Source organism: Symbiobacterium thermophilum IAM 14863 (genome assembly GCF_000009905.1).
GTDB classification, from domain to species: domain Bacteria; phylum Bacillota; class Sulfobacillia; order Symbiobacteriales; family Symbiobacteriaceae; genus Symbiobacterium; species Symbiobacterium thermophilum.
This window is the reverse complement of sequence record NC_006177.1, coordinates 2694646-2711845: the sequence shown is the minus strand read 5'-3', so window position 1 is coordinate 2711845 and position 17200 is coordinate 2694646. Positions and strand designations below refer to the sequence as shown.

17 protein-coding genes are annotated in these 17200 nt (G+C 69.2%); 14 read left to right on the top strand and 3 right to left on the bottom strand.

What is annotated here, in order from left to right:
• Nucleotides 1–134: 134 nt before the first annotated feature.
• From STH_RS12560 to STH_RS12500, 13 genes are all read left to right on the top strand, one after another.
• Complete coding sequence (locus STH_RS12560; RefSeq protein WP_197525177.1) at nucleotides 135–920, top strand: DNA-methyltransferase; 786 nt, start codon at nucleotides 135–137, stop codon at nucleotides 918–920.
• A 20-nt stretch (nucleotides 921–940) separates the two neighbouring features.
• Nucleotides 941–2032 (top strand): hypothetical protein, encoded by a 1092-nt coding sequence (locus STH_RS12555; protein ID WP_148205581.1) that lies wholly within the window; start codon nucleotides 941–943, stop codon nucleotides 2030–2032.
• Between the two features lie 748 nt (nucleotides 2033–2780).
• Complete coding sequence (locus STH_RS12550) at nucleotides 2781–3161, top strand: DUF2500 domain-containing protein (RefSeq protein WP_011196646.1); 381 nt, start codon at nucleotides 2781–2783, stop codon at nucleotides 3159–3161.
• A 187-nt stretch (nucleotides 3162–3348) separates the two neighbouring features.
• Nucleotides 3349–4134: a LamB/YcsF family protein gene (locus STH_RS12545; RefSeq protein WP_011196645.1), complete on the top strand. Its 786-nt coding sequence runs from the start codon at nucleotides 3349–3351 to the stop codon at nucleotides 4132–4134.
• A 606-nt stretch (nucleotides 4135–4740) separates the two neighbouring features.
• On the top strand, nucleotides 4741–5091 hold the full coding sequence (locus STH_RS12540) for a NifB/NifX family molybdenum-iron cluster-binding protein (protein WP_050742280.1): 351 nt from the start codon (nucleotides 4741–4743) through the stop codon (nucleotides 5089–5091).
• Between the two features lie 84 nt (nucleotides 5092–5175).
• Nucleotides 5176–5568, top strand: a complete 393-nt coding sequence (locus STH_RS17460) for a T3SS (YopN, CesT) and YbjN peptide-binding chaperone 1 (protein WP_011196643.1) — start codon at nucleotides 5176–5178, stop codon at nucleotides 5566–5568.
• Between the two features lie 1621 nt (nucleotides 5569–7189).
• The gene (locus STH_RS12530) at nucleotides 7190–8221 is read left to right on the top strand and encodes a hypothetical protein (protein WP_011196642.1); all 1032 of its coding nucleotides are present in this window, start codon (nucleotides 7190–7192) and stop codon (nucleotides 8219–8221) included.
• A gap of 204 nt (nucleotides 8222–8425) precedes the next feature.
• Complete coding sequence (locus tag STH_RS12525; protein WP_043714081.1) at nucleotides 8426–9430, top strand: MetQ/NlpA family ABC transporter substrate-binding protein; 1005 nt, start codon at nucleotides 8426–8428, stop codon at nucleotides 9428–9430.
• Between the two features lie 33 nt (nucleotides 9431–9463).
• The gene (locus STH_RS12520; RefSeq protein WP_011196640.1) at nucleotides 9464–10189 is read left to right on the top strand and encodes an ABC transporter ATP-binding protein; all 726 of its coding nucleotides are present in this window, start codon (nucleotides 9464–9466) and stop codon (nucleotides 10187–10189) included.
• Nucleotides 10182–10943 carry an ABC transporter permease gene (locus tag STH_RS12515; RefSeq protein WP_011196639.1) on the top strand — a complete coding sequence of 254 codons (762 nt, stop codon included), beginning with the start codon at nucleotides 10182–10184 and terminating at the stop codon, nucleotides 10941–10943. Before STH_RS12520 ends, STH_RS12515 begins: the two co-directional genes overlap by 8 nt.
• Nucleotides 10944–11019: 76 nt before the next feature.
• Nucleotides 11020–11775 (top strand): bifunctional demethylmenaquinone methyltransferase/2-methoxy-6-polyprenyl-1,4-benzoquinol methylase UbiE, encoded by a 756-nt coding sequence (gene ubiE / locus STH_RS12510; RefSeq protein WP_011196638.1) that lies wholly within the window; start codon nucleotides 11020–11022, stop codon nucleotides 11773–11775.
• A 4-nt stretch (nucleotides 11776–11779) separates the two neighbouring features.
• Entirely contained in the window at nucleotides 11780–12253 is a 474-nt protein-coding gene (locus tag STH_RS12505; RefSeq protein WP_011196637.1) for a GNAT family N-acetyltransferase, read from the top strand.
• A gap of 195 nt (nucleotides 12254–12448) precedes the next feature.
• A complete protein-coding gene (locus STH_RS12500) occupies nucleotides 12449–13024 on the top strand; it encodes an FAD-dependent oxidoreductase (RefSeq protein ID WP_011196636.1) in 576 nt (191 codons plus the stop codon).
• A 132-nt stretch (nucleotides 13025–13156) separates the two neighbouring features.
• Here the strand turns inward: STH_RS12500 and STH_RS12495 are convergent, their stop codons facing one another.
• Nucleotides 13157–13417: a hypothetical protein gene (locus STH_RS12495; protein WP_043714074.1), complete on the bottom strand. Its 261-nt coding sequence runs from the start codon at nucleotides 13415–13417 to the stop codon at nucleotides 13157–13159.
• 154 nt (nucleotides 13418–13571) lie between these two features.
• Nucleotides 13572–14456, bottom strand: coding sequence for a hypothetical protein (locus STH_RS12490; protein ID WP_011196634.1), 885 nt, complete (start codon nucleotides 14454–14456; stop codon nucleotides 13572–13574).
• Between the two features lie 93 nt (nucleotides 14457–14549).
• On the opposite strand from STH_RS12490, the gene STH_RS12485 reads away from it, so the two are divergent.
• A complete protein-coding gene (locus STH_RS12485; RefSeq protein ID WP_043714071.1) occupies nucleotides 14550–16433 on the top strand; it encodes an O-antigen ligase family protein in 1884 nt (627 codons plus the stop codon).
• 34 nt (nucleotides 16434–16467) lie between these two features.
• On the opposite strand, the gene STH_RS17455 is transcribed toward STH_RS12485, so the two are convergent.
• Nucleotides 16468–17160, bottom strand: coding sequence for a helix-turn-helix domain-containing protein (locus tag STH_RS17455; RefSeq protein WP_050742279.1), 693 nt, complete (start codon nucleotides 17158–17160; stop codon nucleotides 16468–16470).
• Between the last annotated feature and the right edge of the window lie 40 nt (nucleotides 17161–17200).

The window sequence follows — 17200 nt, the reverse complement described above, 5'->3', positions numbered from 1 at the left end:
ATCCTTTGCAATGCGCGCCAATGATTAGGAGGAGTTTCGCGCCGCGGCGCGAAATAATACCAGGCAGAACCATTGCAGACGTTCGTATTCGATCGCCCCGACCCGCCGGTCGGAGGATGACGGGAGGCCGGTGCATGTTCGCCAATCGGATCTACAACGCTGATGCCCGCAACATGAGCTTCATCCCCGACGGGGTGGTGGACCTGGTCGTCACCTCACCGCCTTATAACGTCGGCAAGAACTACGCCACCCACGACGACTGCCTCTCGATGGAGGAGTACCTGGACCTGCTGGAGCAGGTGTGGCGGGAGTGCTACCGCGTCCTGGCGCCGGGCGGCCGCATCGCGATCAACGTGGCCGGGGTCGACCGGAAGCCCTACCTGCCCCTGCACGCGTACATCACGCTTCAGATGATCCGGCTGGGCTTCCAGATGCGGGGCGAGATCATCTGGAACAAGGGCGCGTCCGTGGGCGTCTCCACCGCCTGGGGGTCCTGGTGCAGTCCGTCCAACCCGACCCTGCGTGACCTGCACGAGTACATCCTGGTCTTCTCCAAGGAAGACTGGCGCATGGGGCACCGGGGCGAGACCGACCTGACGCCCGAGGAGTTCGTGACGTACACGAAATCGATCTGGGAGTTTCCGACGGTATCGGCCAAGAAGGTCGGCCACCCCGCCCCCTTCCCGCTGGAGTTGCCCAGCCGGCTGATCAAACTCTACACTTATAAAGGCGACCTGGTGCTGGATCCCTTCAACGGCAGCGGCACCACCTGCCAGGCCGCGGCGTTGCTCGGGCGCCGCTGGATCGGCGTTGACATCGACCCCGGCTACTGCGCCCTGGCGGAGAAGAACATGCGCACCCTGGTGGACGGCGCAGGCGGAGCCGGGCTCGGCGCCGCCTCGGGCGTGGCCGGGGCCTGACGTCGGGAGGGGTGGGGATGATGGCAGGCCAACCGATCCCGTTTCTGCGGCCGGCCTTGCATGCGCTGGTGCGCGGGCCGTGGCGGACGCTCTGGATCGTCTCCCCCAGCCTGCATCTGGCGGCCCTGCAGGGGCTGCTGCCTGAGCTGGAGCGGGCCGGGGCGGAGATCCGGGTGCTGACCGACCTGTCGTACCAGGCGATCGGCGACGGCCGGGTCGAGTTGGCGGCCCTGCAGCGGCTGCGTCGCCTGGAGGGCTGCGAGGTGCGGTGGCAGCCCGACCTCGGCGCGTGCATCTACGCGTCCGACGAGGGCGGCGCCCTGGTGGGCAGCGGCCCCCTGACCCTGGATGGCCTGGACGGCCCCCGCCAGTACGGTGTACATCTTGCAGAGGCGGGCCCGGTGCTGTCCGACCTGGAGCAGTGGTGGGAGTCGGCGCGCCGGCTCTCGCCGCAGGAGTGGGCGGCGTTGGAGGAGCGGGTGGGGCTTCGGCGGAACGCGCTGCGCATCGGAGCGGAGATCACCCGGCTCGGCGCGTTCGTGCGGGTGAGCGCCCACGGCACCCGGCGCACCCGCAGGCTGGACCCCCGGGACTTCGGGGTGCTGGCCCTGGGCAACGTCCGCCTCCGCCCGATGGACGTCACGCTCTGCCGGCTGGACCTGGTGAGCCGGGCCAAGGACGAGCTGGACGCGATCCTGGCCGAACGGGGGCTGGAGTGGAACGGCCAGTATCTGGTGCCCCGCCACTTCCTGGAGCAGGAGTGGCCGGGGATCTTCGCGGCCCGGGAGAAGCAGCTGGCGGAGGACCTGCGCTCGCCGGAGCAGCAGGCGGCGGTCGCCGCACAGCTGGCGCAGGCGCGGAGCGCCATCGCCGGGTTCCTGGGGGATCTCTACCCCTTTGTGGACGCCGACGGCCGGCCCGCGGACCAGTGGGTCGCGGAGCAGCTGGAACGGCTGGTGCCGGAGGGACTGGCCGCTGCCGTCTGTGCGGAGGCGGGGGTGGAGTACCGGGTGCTGACCATCCTTCCCGAGGACGCCCGCTCCATCGCCGAGATGGACGAGTTGCTCCGGGACCCGCGCCTCCGGTCGGTCCAGCTGACGCTGCCCATCTGACCCGGCGGGTGCGACCGCGGGACCGGACAACCGGCGCCCGCGGATCGGGCACATCCCACCCCAGCGACAGCCACCCTGCGGCTTCGGCCGCAGGGTTGTTCTTCGTCCAGGAGCCTGCCGCGGAGATCAGCGCACGTGAAACGGCTGTCGGGCGTCGCCCCGTTCCCGGGGCCATCGGGCGTCGCCCCGTTCCCGGGACCATCAGGAGTCGCCCCGTTCCCAGGGCCGTCTGGGGATAAACGTGCGGCTGTGGCTGCAGCCTGGGCCCGGGCGTAGGCGAGCTGCCGGCGCGCATGGTGACGGGAATGCGACCTTCCAGGACGGGAGGTGCCCGGGGCCCTCGCGCGGAAACGTAGCTTTACGTCGGAACTGTCGCTGAGCAATTGGGCGGGGCCGCCGGCCGTCGGTTTCGCCCGGTCCCCGGGTTGATGTCGGGGCCCCCCGAGCCTAGCGGGAGCCCCGGATCAGCCCGTGCGTGCGGTGCGTACGGAAGAGGCGGCATCCGGGTGGCGCAGGGCCGGAGCGCGCGACCTCGTTCGGCAGCAACGCTGGTGCACCCGCGCTGTTGTACCTGCGCTGTTGCACCCGCGCTGTTGTACCTGCGCTGTTGCACCCGCTCTGTGGCACCCACGCTGTTGCACCCTCCTGCCCGGCCCTCGGCGCAGGCCGGGCTGCGTGAACCTGCGGCCGACCCGCACGCGTCTCATGGTCGGAGACACGACGGAGGGGAGGGCTTCTGCAGGTGTACATGTCCGATCCGTTCTTCGGCGGCGGGGCCTTTCGGCTGTTCGACATCATGTTCGTACTGGTGCCGATCCTCGTCATCGGCGGCTTTGTGTTCGTCTTTGGGTCCATGATCTACACGGCGGTGAGCAACATCCAGAAGCCCCTCCTCACCCGGCGGGCGCGCGTCGTGGCGAAGCGCGTGCGCCATTCGACACACCACCATCACCACGGCGACCATCACCACCACTCGCACCACACCGCCTATTACGTTACTTTCGAGTTCGAGGACGGCCGCCGGGAGGAGTTCTCGGTGCGGGGCGACCAGTACGGGCTCCTCGTCGAGGGCGACGAGGGCACGCTGCAGTCACAGGGAACCTGGTTCAAGGGGTTCTACCGGGATTAGCGGGGGCGCCCCGGGAAGCGGTTTCCCGGGGCGCCGTTGATGGTCCGGGGGCCTCCCCGGTTGGGCCGTGGCTCTGTGGCTGGGGGATCTGTTCTCCACCGCAGAGGGGCCGGCGCAGCGGCGAGACCCGGCGTTGCGGGGAACGGAGCGGATTCGGGAGGATCAGTCGCACGGGGAGGGAAACAGCGTGGGCGCGATCCGGGGCCCGGTCAGGAAGATCGACCTGAACTGCGACATGGGCGAATCGTTTGGGGTGTACCGAATCGGGGCGGACGAGGAGATCATGCCCCTGATCACCTCGGCCAACATCGCCTGCGGCTTCCACGGAGGCGATCCGCAGGTCATGCGCCGGACCGTACGGCTGGCCCGGGAACACGGGGTGGCCGTGGGGGCTCACCCCGGCTATCGGGATCTGGTCGGCTTCTGGCGACGACCCGTGAGGTGCAGTCCGGACGAGGTGTACGCGGATGTGCTCTACCAGATCGGGGCCCTCGCCGCCTTCTGCCGGGCGGAAGGGGTGGCCCTACGCCACGTGAAGCCGCACGGGGCGCTGTACAACACCGCAGCCGCGGACGCGGCCATCGCGGGGGCCGTCGCCCGCGCTGTGGCGGACTTCGACCGGTCGCTGATGCTCTACGCCCCGCCCGGGTCGGCCCTGGAGCAGGCCGGCCTTGCCGCCGGGCTCCGGGTGATCCGGGAGGGATTCGCGGATCGGGGTTACGCCGCGGACGGGACCTTGTTACCCCGGACGCACCCAGGGGCGGTGCTGCACGAGCCTGAGCGGGCCGCGGCTCAGGCTCGCGGGATGGTGTGTTCGGGCACGGTCACGGCGGACACGGGCGAGGAGGTGGCGGTGCCGGCGGAGACGCTCTGCGTGCACGGGGACCACCCCAGCGTGATCCAGGTGCTGCGGCGCATCCGGTCGGAGCTGGAGGCGGCGGGCGTCTCCGTGGGTGCGCCTGGAGCGGACTGAGGCGGCGATTTCGGCGGAACAGGCGCCCTTTCGCGCAGCAGCATGGCTCTCGGAGGCGTGACCGGTGCGCCGCACCGCCGTAGTGGGGAGAAGCGTGCGACGAGCGTAGCAGGAGCCGGGGATGACCGGGGGATGAGCCGTGCAGGAGCCGAGCAGGAGCCGGGGATGAGCCGTGCAGGAGCCAGGCAGGAGCTGGGGATGAGCCGTGCAGGAGCCAGGCAGGGGCTGGGGATGAGCCGTGCAGGAACCGAGCAGGAGCCGAGTGGGAGCCGAGTAGGAGCCGGGGATGAGCCGTGCAGGAGCCAGGCAGGAGCTGGGGATGAGCCGTGCAGGAGCCGAGTGGGAGCCGGGCGGGAGCAGGGGTGGAGCAGGGGTGGAGCAGGGAAGACGCCGCACACGCCGTCCCGAGCCCCGCGACCGGTTCAGCGTGAGGGCTTGCGGCGGCGCTGGGGTGGCCGGCGGGGCGGGACGGTGGTGAGGCTCCGCATGGTGACCTGCGTCACCGTCGGGGGGAGACACTATCGGGTAAGATTGCCTGGGGTCCCAGCCCATGCGGGGTGGGAATGAGGCCGTATCCGCCAGACAAAGGATGAGGAGGACAACATGATGCGCATTGCCATACCGCTCGCTGACGGAGACGTGGCGCCGCACGTGGGCCACTGCAGGAGCTATCTCATTGCGGACGTCGAGGACGGAAAGGTTGTGCACACGGAAGAAGTGGCGAACCCTGGCCACGGCCCGGGCGGCCCGCCGCCGGTCTTTCTCGCCAACCAGGGGGTGAACCTGGTCCTGGCGTGGGGCATTCCCCAGCACGCCCGGGAACTGTTCCGCCGCCACGGCGTCGAGTACATCGTCGGCTGCCACGGCGAGGCCCGGCGGGTCCTGCAGGATTATCTCGCGGGCACACTGAAGCTGACGGATCAGGGGCTGGAGGGGGACGGCTGCAGCTGCCACTGACGACCCTGGCAGGAGATTCCTCTTCGGAAGTCGAAGGGCTGAGTCGGAAAGAGCCCAGCCCCAGTAAGACCGAGGAGGTATCTTGTGAACAAAGCGGAGATGTACTACGAGTACCTGAAGGAAGAGGGGTACGTGCCGCGTTACGACAGCGACGGCGACATCGTGTTCAAGGTCGAGGGGCTGACCTACCTGCTCTTCGCTTCTGAGGATGATGAACCGTTTTTCCGGCTGTGTCTGCCGAACATCTGGAAGGTCGAGAGCGCGGCTGAGCGTGAGCGGGCCCTGGCAGCCGCCTGTCGGGTGAATGCGGAGATCAAAGTGGTGAAGCTTCACCTGGTGGAGGACAACGTATGGGCTTCGGTGGAAATGCTCATCGATCCCCCCGAAGGGTTCAAGCCCGTGTTTGACCGGGCGCTGAAAATTGTCCGCCTGGGTGCGGAACGTTTCGTGTCGTACATGAACACGCCGGTGCAGTGAGTCGCATCTTCCCCCGCCGTCCCTCCCGGACGGCGGGGGTTTCTTATCTTGTGCCGGAGAAGGGATCCCGGGCGGGCCTTTCTCCTTCTTGGGGCTCTGGCACTGGCCCGCGGGCCCGAACCACCGGGCGAGGTTGGCGTTGGGGGTCGATGTGCACTTTCGTGAACGCCGGGGATGCGGGCCGCAGGGCTGGCGATTCGTGGCGTGTTTGGGGTTGCGGGCTTGGGAGAAGTGCAGATTCGTGACGCGGGCGGTTGGCGGCACGAGGTAGCTGCGATCAGGGGACGGTGGAGGAAGTCTTTCGGGTACTTGGAGGGACCAAGTGACGTCGATGCTGTCACGAACGTGCACTTGGGCGAAAGCCAGGCGCCATGCGGGATCTGGGGTCGGCGAGCCGGAAACGGCTTGTGGGATGCGGGTTTCAGGAATGTGCACATTCGTTTCACTGGCGGTCTGCGGCACGTGGTGAGCTTGACCCGCGGGAGTGGTGGAGGATGTGGGAGGCGCTGTGGAAGGGTGGTGGCGCCGGCGGGGATCGGTGGTGAGATCGTCTGCAGGTGAAGTGCGAGCCAGTGACGCTGACGTTGACATGAATGTGCACTTCCGCGGAAGCCCGGCGCCATGCGGGATCGGGGGTCGGCGAGCCGGGAACGGCTTGTGGGATGCGGGTTTCAGGAATGTGCACATTCGTTTCACTGGCGGTCTGCGGCACGTGGTGAGCTTGACCCGCGGGAGCGGTGGAGGACGTCGGAGGTGCTGTGGAAGGGCGATGGCGCCGGCGGGGATCGGTGGTGAGATCGTCTGCAGGTGAAGTGCGAGCCAGTGACGCTGACGTTGACATGAACGTGCACTTCCGCGGAAGCCCGGCACCATGCGAGATTTTGGGGCCTGCGAGCCGGGAAGGGCTTGTGGGATGCGGGCTTCAGGAAAGTGCACACTCGTTACACCGGTGGTTGGCGGTACGTGGTGGCCGCAACAGCAGGAGCGGTGGAGGACGTCGGAGGCGCTCGGGGAGGGCGATGGCGCCGACGGGGATCGGTGGTGAGATCGTCTGCAGGTGAAGTGCGAGCCAGTGACGCTGACGTTGACATGAATGTGCACTTTCGCGGAAGCCCGGCACCATGCAGGGTCTGGGGTCTGCAGATCCGGAAAGGCGTGTGGGATGCGGGCTTCAGGAAAGTGCACATTCGTTTCACTGACGGTTGGCGGTACGTGGTGGCCGCAACAGCGGGAGCGGTGGAGGACGTCGGAGGTGCTGTGGAAGGGCGATGGCGCCGGCGGGGATCGGTGGTGAGATCGTCTGCAGGTGAAGTGCGAGCCAGTGACGCTGACGTTGACATGAACGTGCACTTCCGCGGAAGCCCGGCACCATGCGAGATTTTGGGGCCTGCGAGCCGGGAAGGGCTTGTGGGATGCGGGCTTCGGGAGAGTGCACACTCGTTTCACTGACCCGGGCGGTAGCCGGCATACGGGGCTCGCAGACGGGGGAAGGCTTGTGGCATGCGGGTTTGGGGGAAGTACACATTCGTGGTCCTGGCCGGCTTCGGGGAGAAGGAAATTATTGGAAGTTGCAAGAATCTGATCATAGAGTGAACCGCGCTTTCCCGAGGTGATGCCTGCCATGCTCACGGAGGTCGCCGTCCCGCACCAACTCCTGGATGACGGGGAGCTGACGGACAGTGCCCGGGTGCTCTGGTGCTACCTGCGGGCGATCCGAAAGCAGAAGACGCGCCTGACATGGGCCGAACTGCGGCGCGTTACGGGGCTGTCGCAGTACCGTCTGAAGCAGCACATGCGCGCGCTGGATGCCCTTCGGTGGATTCAGCTGGACTCCTTGGGCACGCGCGAGTTCGAGTGCTGCGCCCTGTGGCGCGGCACGCGCGCGTTTACCATCCCCGTGGACCTCGTGCTGGACCGGCGCATCCCCCACGGGGCAAAGTGGCTGTGGGCGCACATCCGGGGGGTGGGTGAGTTCGATTACGCCCAACTCCAGCACGTGATGCGGTGCTCCCGGATCAGCCTGAGGAAGTACGTGCGGATCCTCAGCCATTACGGCTGGCTTGTTGGTGAGGTGGTCCGCGCAGGGCGGTGCAAGGTCTACCGCTTCGAGACGGTGAACATCATCGACGAAAACCGGCATGCGGACGTGCAGGATTTCTACGAAGGGCTGCGCCTCGCCAGGTTGAAGGAGCGGTACTCCGTAGGCCAATACTTGCTGAAGTGCATCGTCGCGGTGTTGGTCGTCGACCAGCTCCTCATTGAGAACGGCGAGGTGTTGCGGCTGGTCAACCCGTTCACCGGAGGGCAGCTGCACTACGACCTGCTCCTCCCTGTGTCCCGGGTTGCCCTGGAGTTTCAGGGGCCCCAGCATTACCGAACCACGCAGCGTTATCCTTCAGACACGCAACTGCAGGAGCAGAGGATGCGCGATGACATCAAACGCAGGTTCAGCGAGACCCACGGGATCACCCTCATCGAAGTCAGAGCGGATGACCTGAGCTTCGGGACCATCAGCAGCCTGCTGCGGCGGCACAACGTTCCGATCAGACACAGCCTGGATGACCAGCGGCATCTGTGCGATGCGATCGAGGCAGAGGCGGCGAACTACCGTCGGTGGGCGCAGCGGCTCGAACGGCGGCTCTCCAGTGGATAGGGACAGTCCTGGCCTGCTATCCGCAGTGGCAGGGACCGGCCCGGACGTCGTCCCGGAAAAGGGCTGTCCGGAATTGGACAGCCTCATGACCCTTTGTTGACACGGGTATAGGCCATTGCTACATTGGGTTAGGATTTCGGCTATAGCCATATTGAGGGATCCCAACATAGACCGCGTGCGGCGGTGAATGGAGGACGACACCTGATGAAGACGAAGCTCGTGCGGATTCTGGCCGCTGTACTGGCAATCGGGCTTTTGGCAGGCTGCGGCGGGAAACCGCAGAACGCGTATCAGAAGGAGCCGGCGACTCCGGCCGCGCCGGAGACTGTGGGACAACTGAAGATCGGGCAGATTCCGACCATCGACGGCCTGCCTTTCTGGGTGGCCGCGAGCAAGGACTACTACCGCCAGCAGGGCGTGGAGGTCGAGCTGGTCAGGTTCAACTCAGCGGCCGAGCGTGACGCCGCGCTGGCCAGCGGGCAGATCGACGGGACGCTCACGGACATCATGGGCGCGGTGTCGCTGCACGACAACGGCACGCCGTTGCAGATCACTTCCATTAACCTGGGCGCCACCATCGAGGAGGGGCCGTTCGCCATCGTGTCCGCGCCCGGATCGGGCATCACCAAGCCCGAGCAGTTGAAGGGCGCCGACATTGCGATCGCCACCAACACGATCATCCACTACGTCACCGAAAAGCTGCTGCTGGAGAACGGGATTGCCCTCGACGAGGTGGAGCTTGTCTCCATCCCGCAGATCCCGCTGCGGTTCGAAAACCTGATGAGCGGCAACGTGAAGGCCGCCACCCTGCCCGAGCCGCTGCTTTCCCTGGCGGTTCACAAGGGCGGCACCGTGGTGCTGAACGACGCCGAGGCCAAGCGCAACTACTCGCAGTCGGTCATCGTGTTCCGGGAGGACGCGGTGAAGGAGAAGGCGGAGGCCATCAAGCGGTTCTTCGTCGCCTACAACATGGCCGTCATCGACATCGACCGCGATCCCGAGGCGTACAAGGAGCTGCTGGCCACCGAGGCCAACCTGCCGCCCGAGATCAAGGACTCCTGGAAGGTGATCACCTTCTCCCCCGCGCAGGCGCCCGGTCGCACCGAGGTGGAGGACGTCGTGGAGTGGCTGCTGGAGAAGGGGTACATCTCCAAGCGGGTCTCCTACGACGAGATCGTGAACACGACGCTCTACCCGCAGGGCGAGTAGGGTTCCCCCGAGATCCGGGCGGAGGAGCGGAACATGATCAAAGCACGGAAAGTGAGTTATGCTTATGGGGAGACGGTCGCGCTACGCGACGTCTCCTTTGACCTGCCTCGGGGCCAAACGCTGGCGGTGGTGGGGCCGTCCGGCTGCGGCAAGACCACCCTCCTCGGCCTGATCGCCGGACTGCTGCCCATCACCGCCGGCGAGCTGCTGGTCGACGGCGCGCCGGTGCAGCCCCGGAGGCCGGGAACCGCGCTGATCTTGCAGGATTACGGCCTGCTTCCCTGGAAAACCGTTCGTGAGAATGCTGCCCTCGGCCTGCGCATCCGCCGGCTTCCGGTGGACGCGGCCGACCAGGCCCTGCGCGAGGTGGGCATCGCCGACCTGGCCAGGCGCTGGCCGCACCAGCTCTCGGGCGGCCAGCAGCAGCGGGTGGCGATCGCCCGCGCGCTCGCCCTGGGGCCGGACCTCCTGCTCATGGACGAGCCTTTCTCCGCTCTGGACGCCCTCACGCGGGAGGAGATGCAGGACCTGCTGCTGGCGATCTGGCGCAAGCGCCAGACCAGTCTGGTGCTCGTGACCCACTCCATCACCGAGGCGGTCTACCTGGGCCAGCAGATCCTGGTGCTCTCGCGGCGTCCCGGTCGCGTGGTGGACCTGTTCGCAAACCCCGCCGTGGGTGACCGGCGGGCCGACGCGTTCCACAGCATGGTCAACCGCGTGCGCGACGCCCTGGAGAAGGGGGTGAACGGCGGTGCCTAGGTACCGCTGGTATCATTACGCCGTCGCCCTGGCCATCCTCGCCCTGGCTTGGGAAGGGCTGGCCATCTGGCTCAACATCTGGCGGGGCGTCGCCGCCTTCCCCCGGCTGGGCCCGGCCGTGGCCGCCTTCCTCGAAGGGGTGAAGCCCGGCGGGCCGCTGGTGGAGCACTTCCTCGCCTCCGCTTACCGGGTCATCGCCTCGACCCTGATCTCCCTGGCCCTCGGGGTACCTCTCGGGCTCTACCTGGGCCGCTCGGGAGGCCCGGTGGGATCGGTGCTGGTCTACCTGACCTACCCGGTGCCCAAGGTGGTCTTCCTGCCGGTGATCATGGTCGTGCTGGGGATCGGCGACGAGTCCAAGATCTTCCTGATCACGCTGGTCATCTTCTTCCAGATCCTCGTCACCGTGAAGGACGCCGCTGCGAACGTCCCCCGCGGGCTGATCCGGTCGGTCCAGTCCCTCGGCGGCGGGGAGGCGCAGATCTACCGCCATGTCATCCTGCCGGCGGCGCTGCCCGCCATCTTCACGGCGCTGCGGCTGAGCACGGGCACCGCCGTGGCCGTCCTGTTCTTTGCCGAGACCTACGCCACCCGCCGGGGGTTGGGGTCGTACGTGTGGGACGCCTGGTCGATGCACGCGTACAGCAAGATGTTCGCCGGGGTCATGGCGATGGCGCTGATGGGATTCGGCTTCTACGTGGTGCTGGACATCGCCGAGCGGTACCTGTGCCCCTGGGCCGAGAAGCAGCGGTGAACGGCCGGTCGGGTCGCGCGGGGCGATGGGCGGCGGCACGGCCGTGCGAATGCAGATGAACTGAGGAGGCGTTCTGATGGCCCCTGGCTACCAGCCTCCGTCGCCGGAGGAGAAGGAGCAGTACGTCCGCGAGCTCTTCGACAAGATCGCCGAGAACTACGACGCGATGAACCAGGTCATGTCGGCCGGCCAGTGGGAGAAGTGGCACCGGGAGTTCGTCGCCCAGACCCATTTCCGGCCCGGTGACCACATCCTGGACGTGGCCTGCGGCACCGGCGACCTCACGCTGCTGGACGCCGCGCAGGTCGCGCCGGACGGCAAGGTCATCGGGGTGGACATCTCCGAAGGCATGCTGGAGGTGGGCCGGCGCCGCGTCGCCGCTTCGCCGTACAAGGACCTGATCACCCTGCAGCTCGGCAACGCCATGGACCTGCCCTTCCCGGACAACACGTTCGATGGCGTGACCATGGGGTGGGCGATGCGCAACGTCGCGTCGATCCCCCGGACCCTGTCCGAGATCTACCGGGTCCTGAAGCCCGGCGGCCGCTTCATCTGCCTGGAGGCCTCCAAGCCCTTCAGCCGTTTCATCCGCTTCGGCTTCTTCGTGTACTGGAAGACCTTCCTGCCGCTCATCGACTGGTTCGTGGTGAAGGCCGGCCGCCAGGCCAAGGTGCGCCCGTACACGTACCTCTCCCGCTCACTGGACAACTACCCCTTCCCGGACCAGCTGGAGGAGCTCTTCCGGGAGGCCGGGTTCGTGGAGACGGATTACCAGCTGCTGATGCTGGGGACGGTGGCGATTCATGTGGGAACCAAGCGCCGAGAAGGATAGGGAGGTGGCCGAGGTCCGCATCCGCCCCTTCGACTACGTCACCGACACCGCAGAGATCCTCTCCTTCATGCCCGAACTGTACGAGTCGAACTTCCCCGGGTTTGTCGTGGACGTGGACTTCATGGCCCGCAGGCGGAACCAGCTGCGGGCCGCGGCCCGCGACCCGTCGCAGATGGTGCTGGTGGCCGAGGACCCCCTCGGCCTGTGCGGCTTTATCTGGCTCGTGGTCGAGCAGGACTACCGCCACCGGCGGCGGGGCGAGGTGAGCGCCATCTACGTGCACCCGCGCATGCGGGGCCGGGGCGTCGGCCGGCGGCTCATGGAGGCCGGTGAGGAGTACCTGCGGTCCAGCGGGTGCCACTCCGTGATGCTCATGGTGACCGCCGCCAACCAGGTGGCGCTGGGGCTCTACGAGTCGCTGGGCTACGAGATCACCCGGCACCAGATGGAGAAGCGGCTGCCGCGCGGCGGACGCTGATCCCTATCCAGGGCCACCTCCAGCAGCGGCTGGATACGGCCAACCCCAGCCGCGGCCGCCCCGAGCCGCGGCCGGGGGAACGGCCCTGCCAGCCTTGCCCCGGGGGTGCCCGAACCTACGGTCGGTTACACCGCTCCCTTCGGGGAGGAAACGTCGTCTAACTAACGGAATAAGAATGTAAAGGAGGAAGCAGGAATGTACGACGTCGCGATCGTGGGCGCCGGGCCCGCCGGTGCGAGTGCCGCAACGTTCACCGCCCGGGCCGGGCTGAAGACGCTGCTGCTGGACGCCGACCAGTCCATGACCCGCCGTGCCTGGATTCCGAACCATCTCGGCTTCCCCGACGGGGTGACCGGCAACGACCTGGTGGACCTGGGCAAGAAGCAGGCGCAGACCGCCGGGGCCAACCTGGTGAAGGCCAAGGTGACGGCGGTGCGCCGCGAGGGTGAGGGGTTCCGCCTGGAGACGGAGGGCGGCGAGGCCTACGAGGCCCGCCAGGTCATCCTCTGCCTGGGCGCCAACTGCGAGCTGGCCCGCCAGGCCGGCGCGGAGATCGTCGAGGGGCCCGAACCCCGGATCAAGGAGGTCGTTGCCGTGGACCGGGAGGGCCGGACCCGGGTCGAGGGCCTGTGGGCCGCGGGGACGTGCGCCGGCACCAGCGTGCACACCATCATCACCGCCGGCGACGGGGCGCGGGTGGCCATCAACCTGATCAGCGCCGTTAAGGGCGCCCGGCACGTGGACCACGAGGTCATGCCGGCCAGCAAGTAGCCGAACGCGTACGGCGGGCGGCTCCTTCCCAACCCGGGAGGAGCCGCCCGCTGTTTGCGTCAGTGCGGGCCAGGGCTCCAACCCCGCCCCGCGATGGGCGGCGGTGCGGGGGTCCGTGCACGGCCCCGCCCGTCAGCGGAAGAACCAGGTGGCGATGATGGACAGGATCATCACCACGAAGAAGAGGCCGACCACCCGCACCATGGACATGCAGCCCGACTGCAGCGCCCGGTCCTGCTCCGGCGTGCCGGGATCGGCGTCGTCGGCCGCCTCCGCCGGACCCCGAACGTCCCGCTCCTCGCCGGGCTCGATGCGCCGCCGCACCCGCCGCACGCGGTAGCGGCGCGCCCGCTCCCTCGCGGACGGCTGTGCGTCTTTCCGGTTCCCGGTCATGACCGTTACTCTCACCTCGCCGCGAGATTGCCGGCAGGGCGCAGCGGGAGCGCGCCGCAACGGCCCGGCCGGCAGCCGAAAGAGGCTGTCGCAGTTTAGACGTCCGAAGACGGCGGTCCGTGGCTGTCTGTGCGACCGGTGCCCGCGCCGCGGCTCACGGCGCGGTCGGCGGCCGGTACAGGTCGGTGGGGTCAAAGCGCAGGACGGGGGCGTACACCGAGGCGGGGCTCGGGTCGGTCACCGGGCCGCCGCCCGTGCCCGCGACCGCCGCGAGGGTGACGGTGGGCCCGGAGAAGTCCGAGACCGCCGCCAGCGGCCGGGTGACCAGGTAACCCTGGCCCCGGGGCATCTGCGTCACCTCGCTGGCCAGGAAGCCGTACGGCGGCTCCGGGACGACCTCGAACAGGGCCCAGCTCAGCTTGAATCCCTCGTTCTGCGCGGCGTCGCGCACGCGCCGGGCCGCCGCCGTGAGCCAGCGGGTCAGCTCGTCCCGGTAATCCCGCACCGCGGTGAGCCAGTTGTTGTAGTCGGCAATCTTGACGATGCCCACCAGCATCGTGTCGTAGTTGATGTCCCGGGCCATCTGGTAGTCCACCTGGAACCACTGGCGGCCGCCGGCCGTAAAGGTGCCGAACTCGCTGGCCAGCACCGTGCGGGCGTCGACCAGGGTCCTGACCTCCGCCAGCGAGGGGCCAGCCGTCACCGGCACCGGCGTGACGTAGGTGGAGTCGTCCACCGCGGGGGGCAGCAGCGGAGCCGTCCCCACCGCGGACGGTGCCTCCGGACCCGGGGTCTGGGTCGGAACGTTCCCGGTGGCCGGCAGCGGGAGCGCCGTGCTGTCCGCAGGCGCCGGCGTCTCCTGTTCGGGCGGCGCCTGAACGGCGGGTTCTCCGGCGGGGGCCGACCAGGGGCCGTAGGCGGAGGCAGCGACCCCGACGATCAGCCCGAGCGCCAGGGCGACCGGAGCGAAGGCCCAGACCGTCCACCGGGGCAGGCTCCGGGGCGCGGGCGCATCGGGGTAGTGGATGTGCTGGTACAAGCCGCTCCCTCCGTTTCACAGAAGCCGTAGGCGTTGGGTCCCGCCGCGGCGAATGAAGACCGTATGAGGACAAAGGATGTTCTTACCTGGACCGTGATCATCGGGACGGGGATCGGCGCGTTCTGGGACGGCTTCTACGCGCCCGGGCAGCAGATGGTCGCCGTCGCCTTGTCTGCTCTGCTGTCCCTTGCCGCGCCGTCCATCCAACTCGGCCGCGCGGAGGGCGCCGCCCTGCTGCTGATGGTGTCCGGGACCGCAGCCTCGCTCGCGCGCCCCGCGGCCGCCGGGGCCGCCGCACACGGGCCCGTCCTGGTCGCCGGATGGATCCTCGCGCTGATCGCCGGCCGGGCATGGGGCGCACACCGGCCGGAGCAGGCCGCGGGCGCCCTGGCCCGCTTCTGGGCCGTGACAGGCGCCCTCATGGCTTTCGGCGGGCTCCTGTTCATCTCCTTCACCCCGCCGCACCATTCGGGCCGGCTGGCTTCTTTCCTGGGCTATCCCATCGCCGTGGGCATGATCGGGCTCCTGGGGCTGGCGGGGTCGCTGCCGGACCTGGCCGCCGGGCGCATCTGGGCCGCGCCGCTGGCCATGGGCGGCGCCCTCGGGTTTCTGCTGTCCGGATCCCGGGGCGTGTGGCTGGTCGGGCTGCTGCTGGCCGGGTTCCTCTGCTGGGCGGCGCCGGCCCTCGTGCGCGCCTGCCTGCCCCGGACAGGCCGGGCGCTCGCCGCTGCCCTGGCCGCCGCAGTCTGGGCGGCACCCGCGGTGCAGCAGCACGACGCGCCCCGCCTGTGGCCGATCGTGGCGCTCGCCCTATTGACGCTGGTTTTCACCGAACAGTTCCAACATGTGCGCGCGGTGCGCGCCGCATTCGCCGCCGCGACCGGGCTGGCGTTGCTCACCGCCCCGGGATGGGGCTGGTTCCTGGGCCGCGCCGCGACCCTCCCCCTGACCGACACCTCATCCGCGGAGCGGCTGGCCTTCCTCCGGGACGGCCTCGCCCTGGCGGCGGACCTGCCCCTGGGAGCGGGCTACCGGGCCTGGACGGCCCTGCACCTGCAGGCGGCCAGCTACGGCTACTACTCGGCGGAGGTCCACTCGGCGCCCCTGGACATCGCCCTGGCCTTCGGCTGGGCGGGCGCGGCCGGGTTTGCGCTGCTCGCGGCGGGCTTCCTCCTGCGGCTGCGGCGTGCCAGGGGGTGGGGCTGGTCCCGCACCGTCGCGTTGGGGGGGCTCGGCGCCCTGCTGCTGCACGCGCTGGTGGACTGGGAGCTGAGCTACGCGCTCTTCGCGTTTCCGCTCTGGTTCGGGTTCGGCCTCGTTGGCGGACCTGCGGCGGAGGCGGGCCCGCGGTCGGCCGGCCGGGCACTTCCCTGGCCACGGGCCCTGACGGCGCTCCTGGCCGGCGTCGCCCTGGCCGGGGCGGTCCTGCTCGGGGCCGGCGACGGCCTGACCGAGCTGGCGGCCCGGAGCCTGGGCCGCGGCGCGCCGGAGGCGGCTCTGCGCCACGCGGGGGCCGCCGCGGCGCTGACGCCGTGGAACGACCTGACGCAAGCCTACCGCGGCGCCGCACTCGCGCAGCTGGGCCGGGGGGAGGAGGCGCTGGCCGCGCTGGCCCGGGCGCGACAGCTGGGGCCGTACGAACCCTGGTACGCGCAGATGGCCGCGACGGAGCTGGGCCGGCAGGGGCGGTGGCTGGAGGCCGCCGCCGCGTGGACCGATTACGTGCGACTGTGGCCGTGGGAGACGGAGGCCTACGCCGAGGCGGTCGCGGCCCACCTCCGGTACCTGGACCGGGCGCAGGCGTCCGGCGATCGGGGGGCGGCGGCCCTGCTGGCCGAGAGCGGGCAGCGGCTGCTGGCGGCCCTTGCGGAGCAGAAGGCCCGGGAACCCGCCGATGCGCCCCGCAGGGGGATGGACGTGGAACGGCCGGTCTTTGCCGAGGCCCGCGAACGGTTTGCCGCCGTCCTGACGCGCTGATGCGCCGCCGGGGGCGGCGCATCTCGCGTGGGAATCACCCGTTGCGCCTGGCGGCGGCCTGGTGGTCCGCCGCCAGCTCGTTGTGCTGCAGGATCAGGAGGTCGATGGCCATGTCCAGGACGTCGGGCCGGATGCCGGCGACGGCGGCTTTTTCCACGATGCGGGCGTAGGCGGCCAGCCGCTCCGGGGGGATGCAGGGTGACAGCTCGCCGTTGAAACCCGCCATGAACCAGTGCACCGGAATGGCCGTGAGCTGCTCCAGCCGCTCGGCCATGGCGGCTACATGATCGTCGGACAGCGTCAGCTCGCCCGTTCCCGCCAGCCGCCGCAGCTCCTCGACGGACAGGCAGAGCCGCTCGGCCAGGGTCTCCTCGGGGAACTCCGCGGGGTACTCGGACATGAGGAACCGGAGGACGAGCCGGAGCCGGGTAAGGGGTGAGGCAAAGTAGAGCCGGGCGCGGTCCTCCGGCGGGAGCCTGCGCAGGGCCCCCTCGAAATCCCGTTGCGGGTCGCGGCCCGTGAGCAGGTACTCCACCGTGACGCCGTACCCCTCCGCGATCTTGCGCAGGGTCGAGTTGAGGCTGGCGCTGGCCTGCCCGGCCTCCAGCCGGCCGATGGTCGTGTGGCTTACGCCCGTCCGCGCCGCTGCCTGCCGCAGGGAATCGCCGTGCGCGGCCCGCAGGGCGGCGATGCGCCGACCGATATGCCACGGGTTGCTCTTGTTCATGGATCACCCACCCTCCCCGATGCGCGGTCCCCCGTGCGCC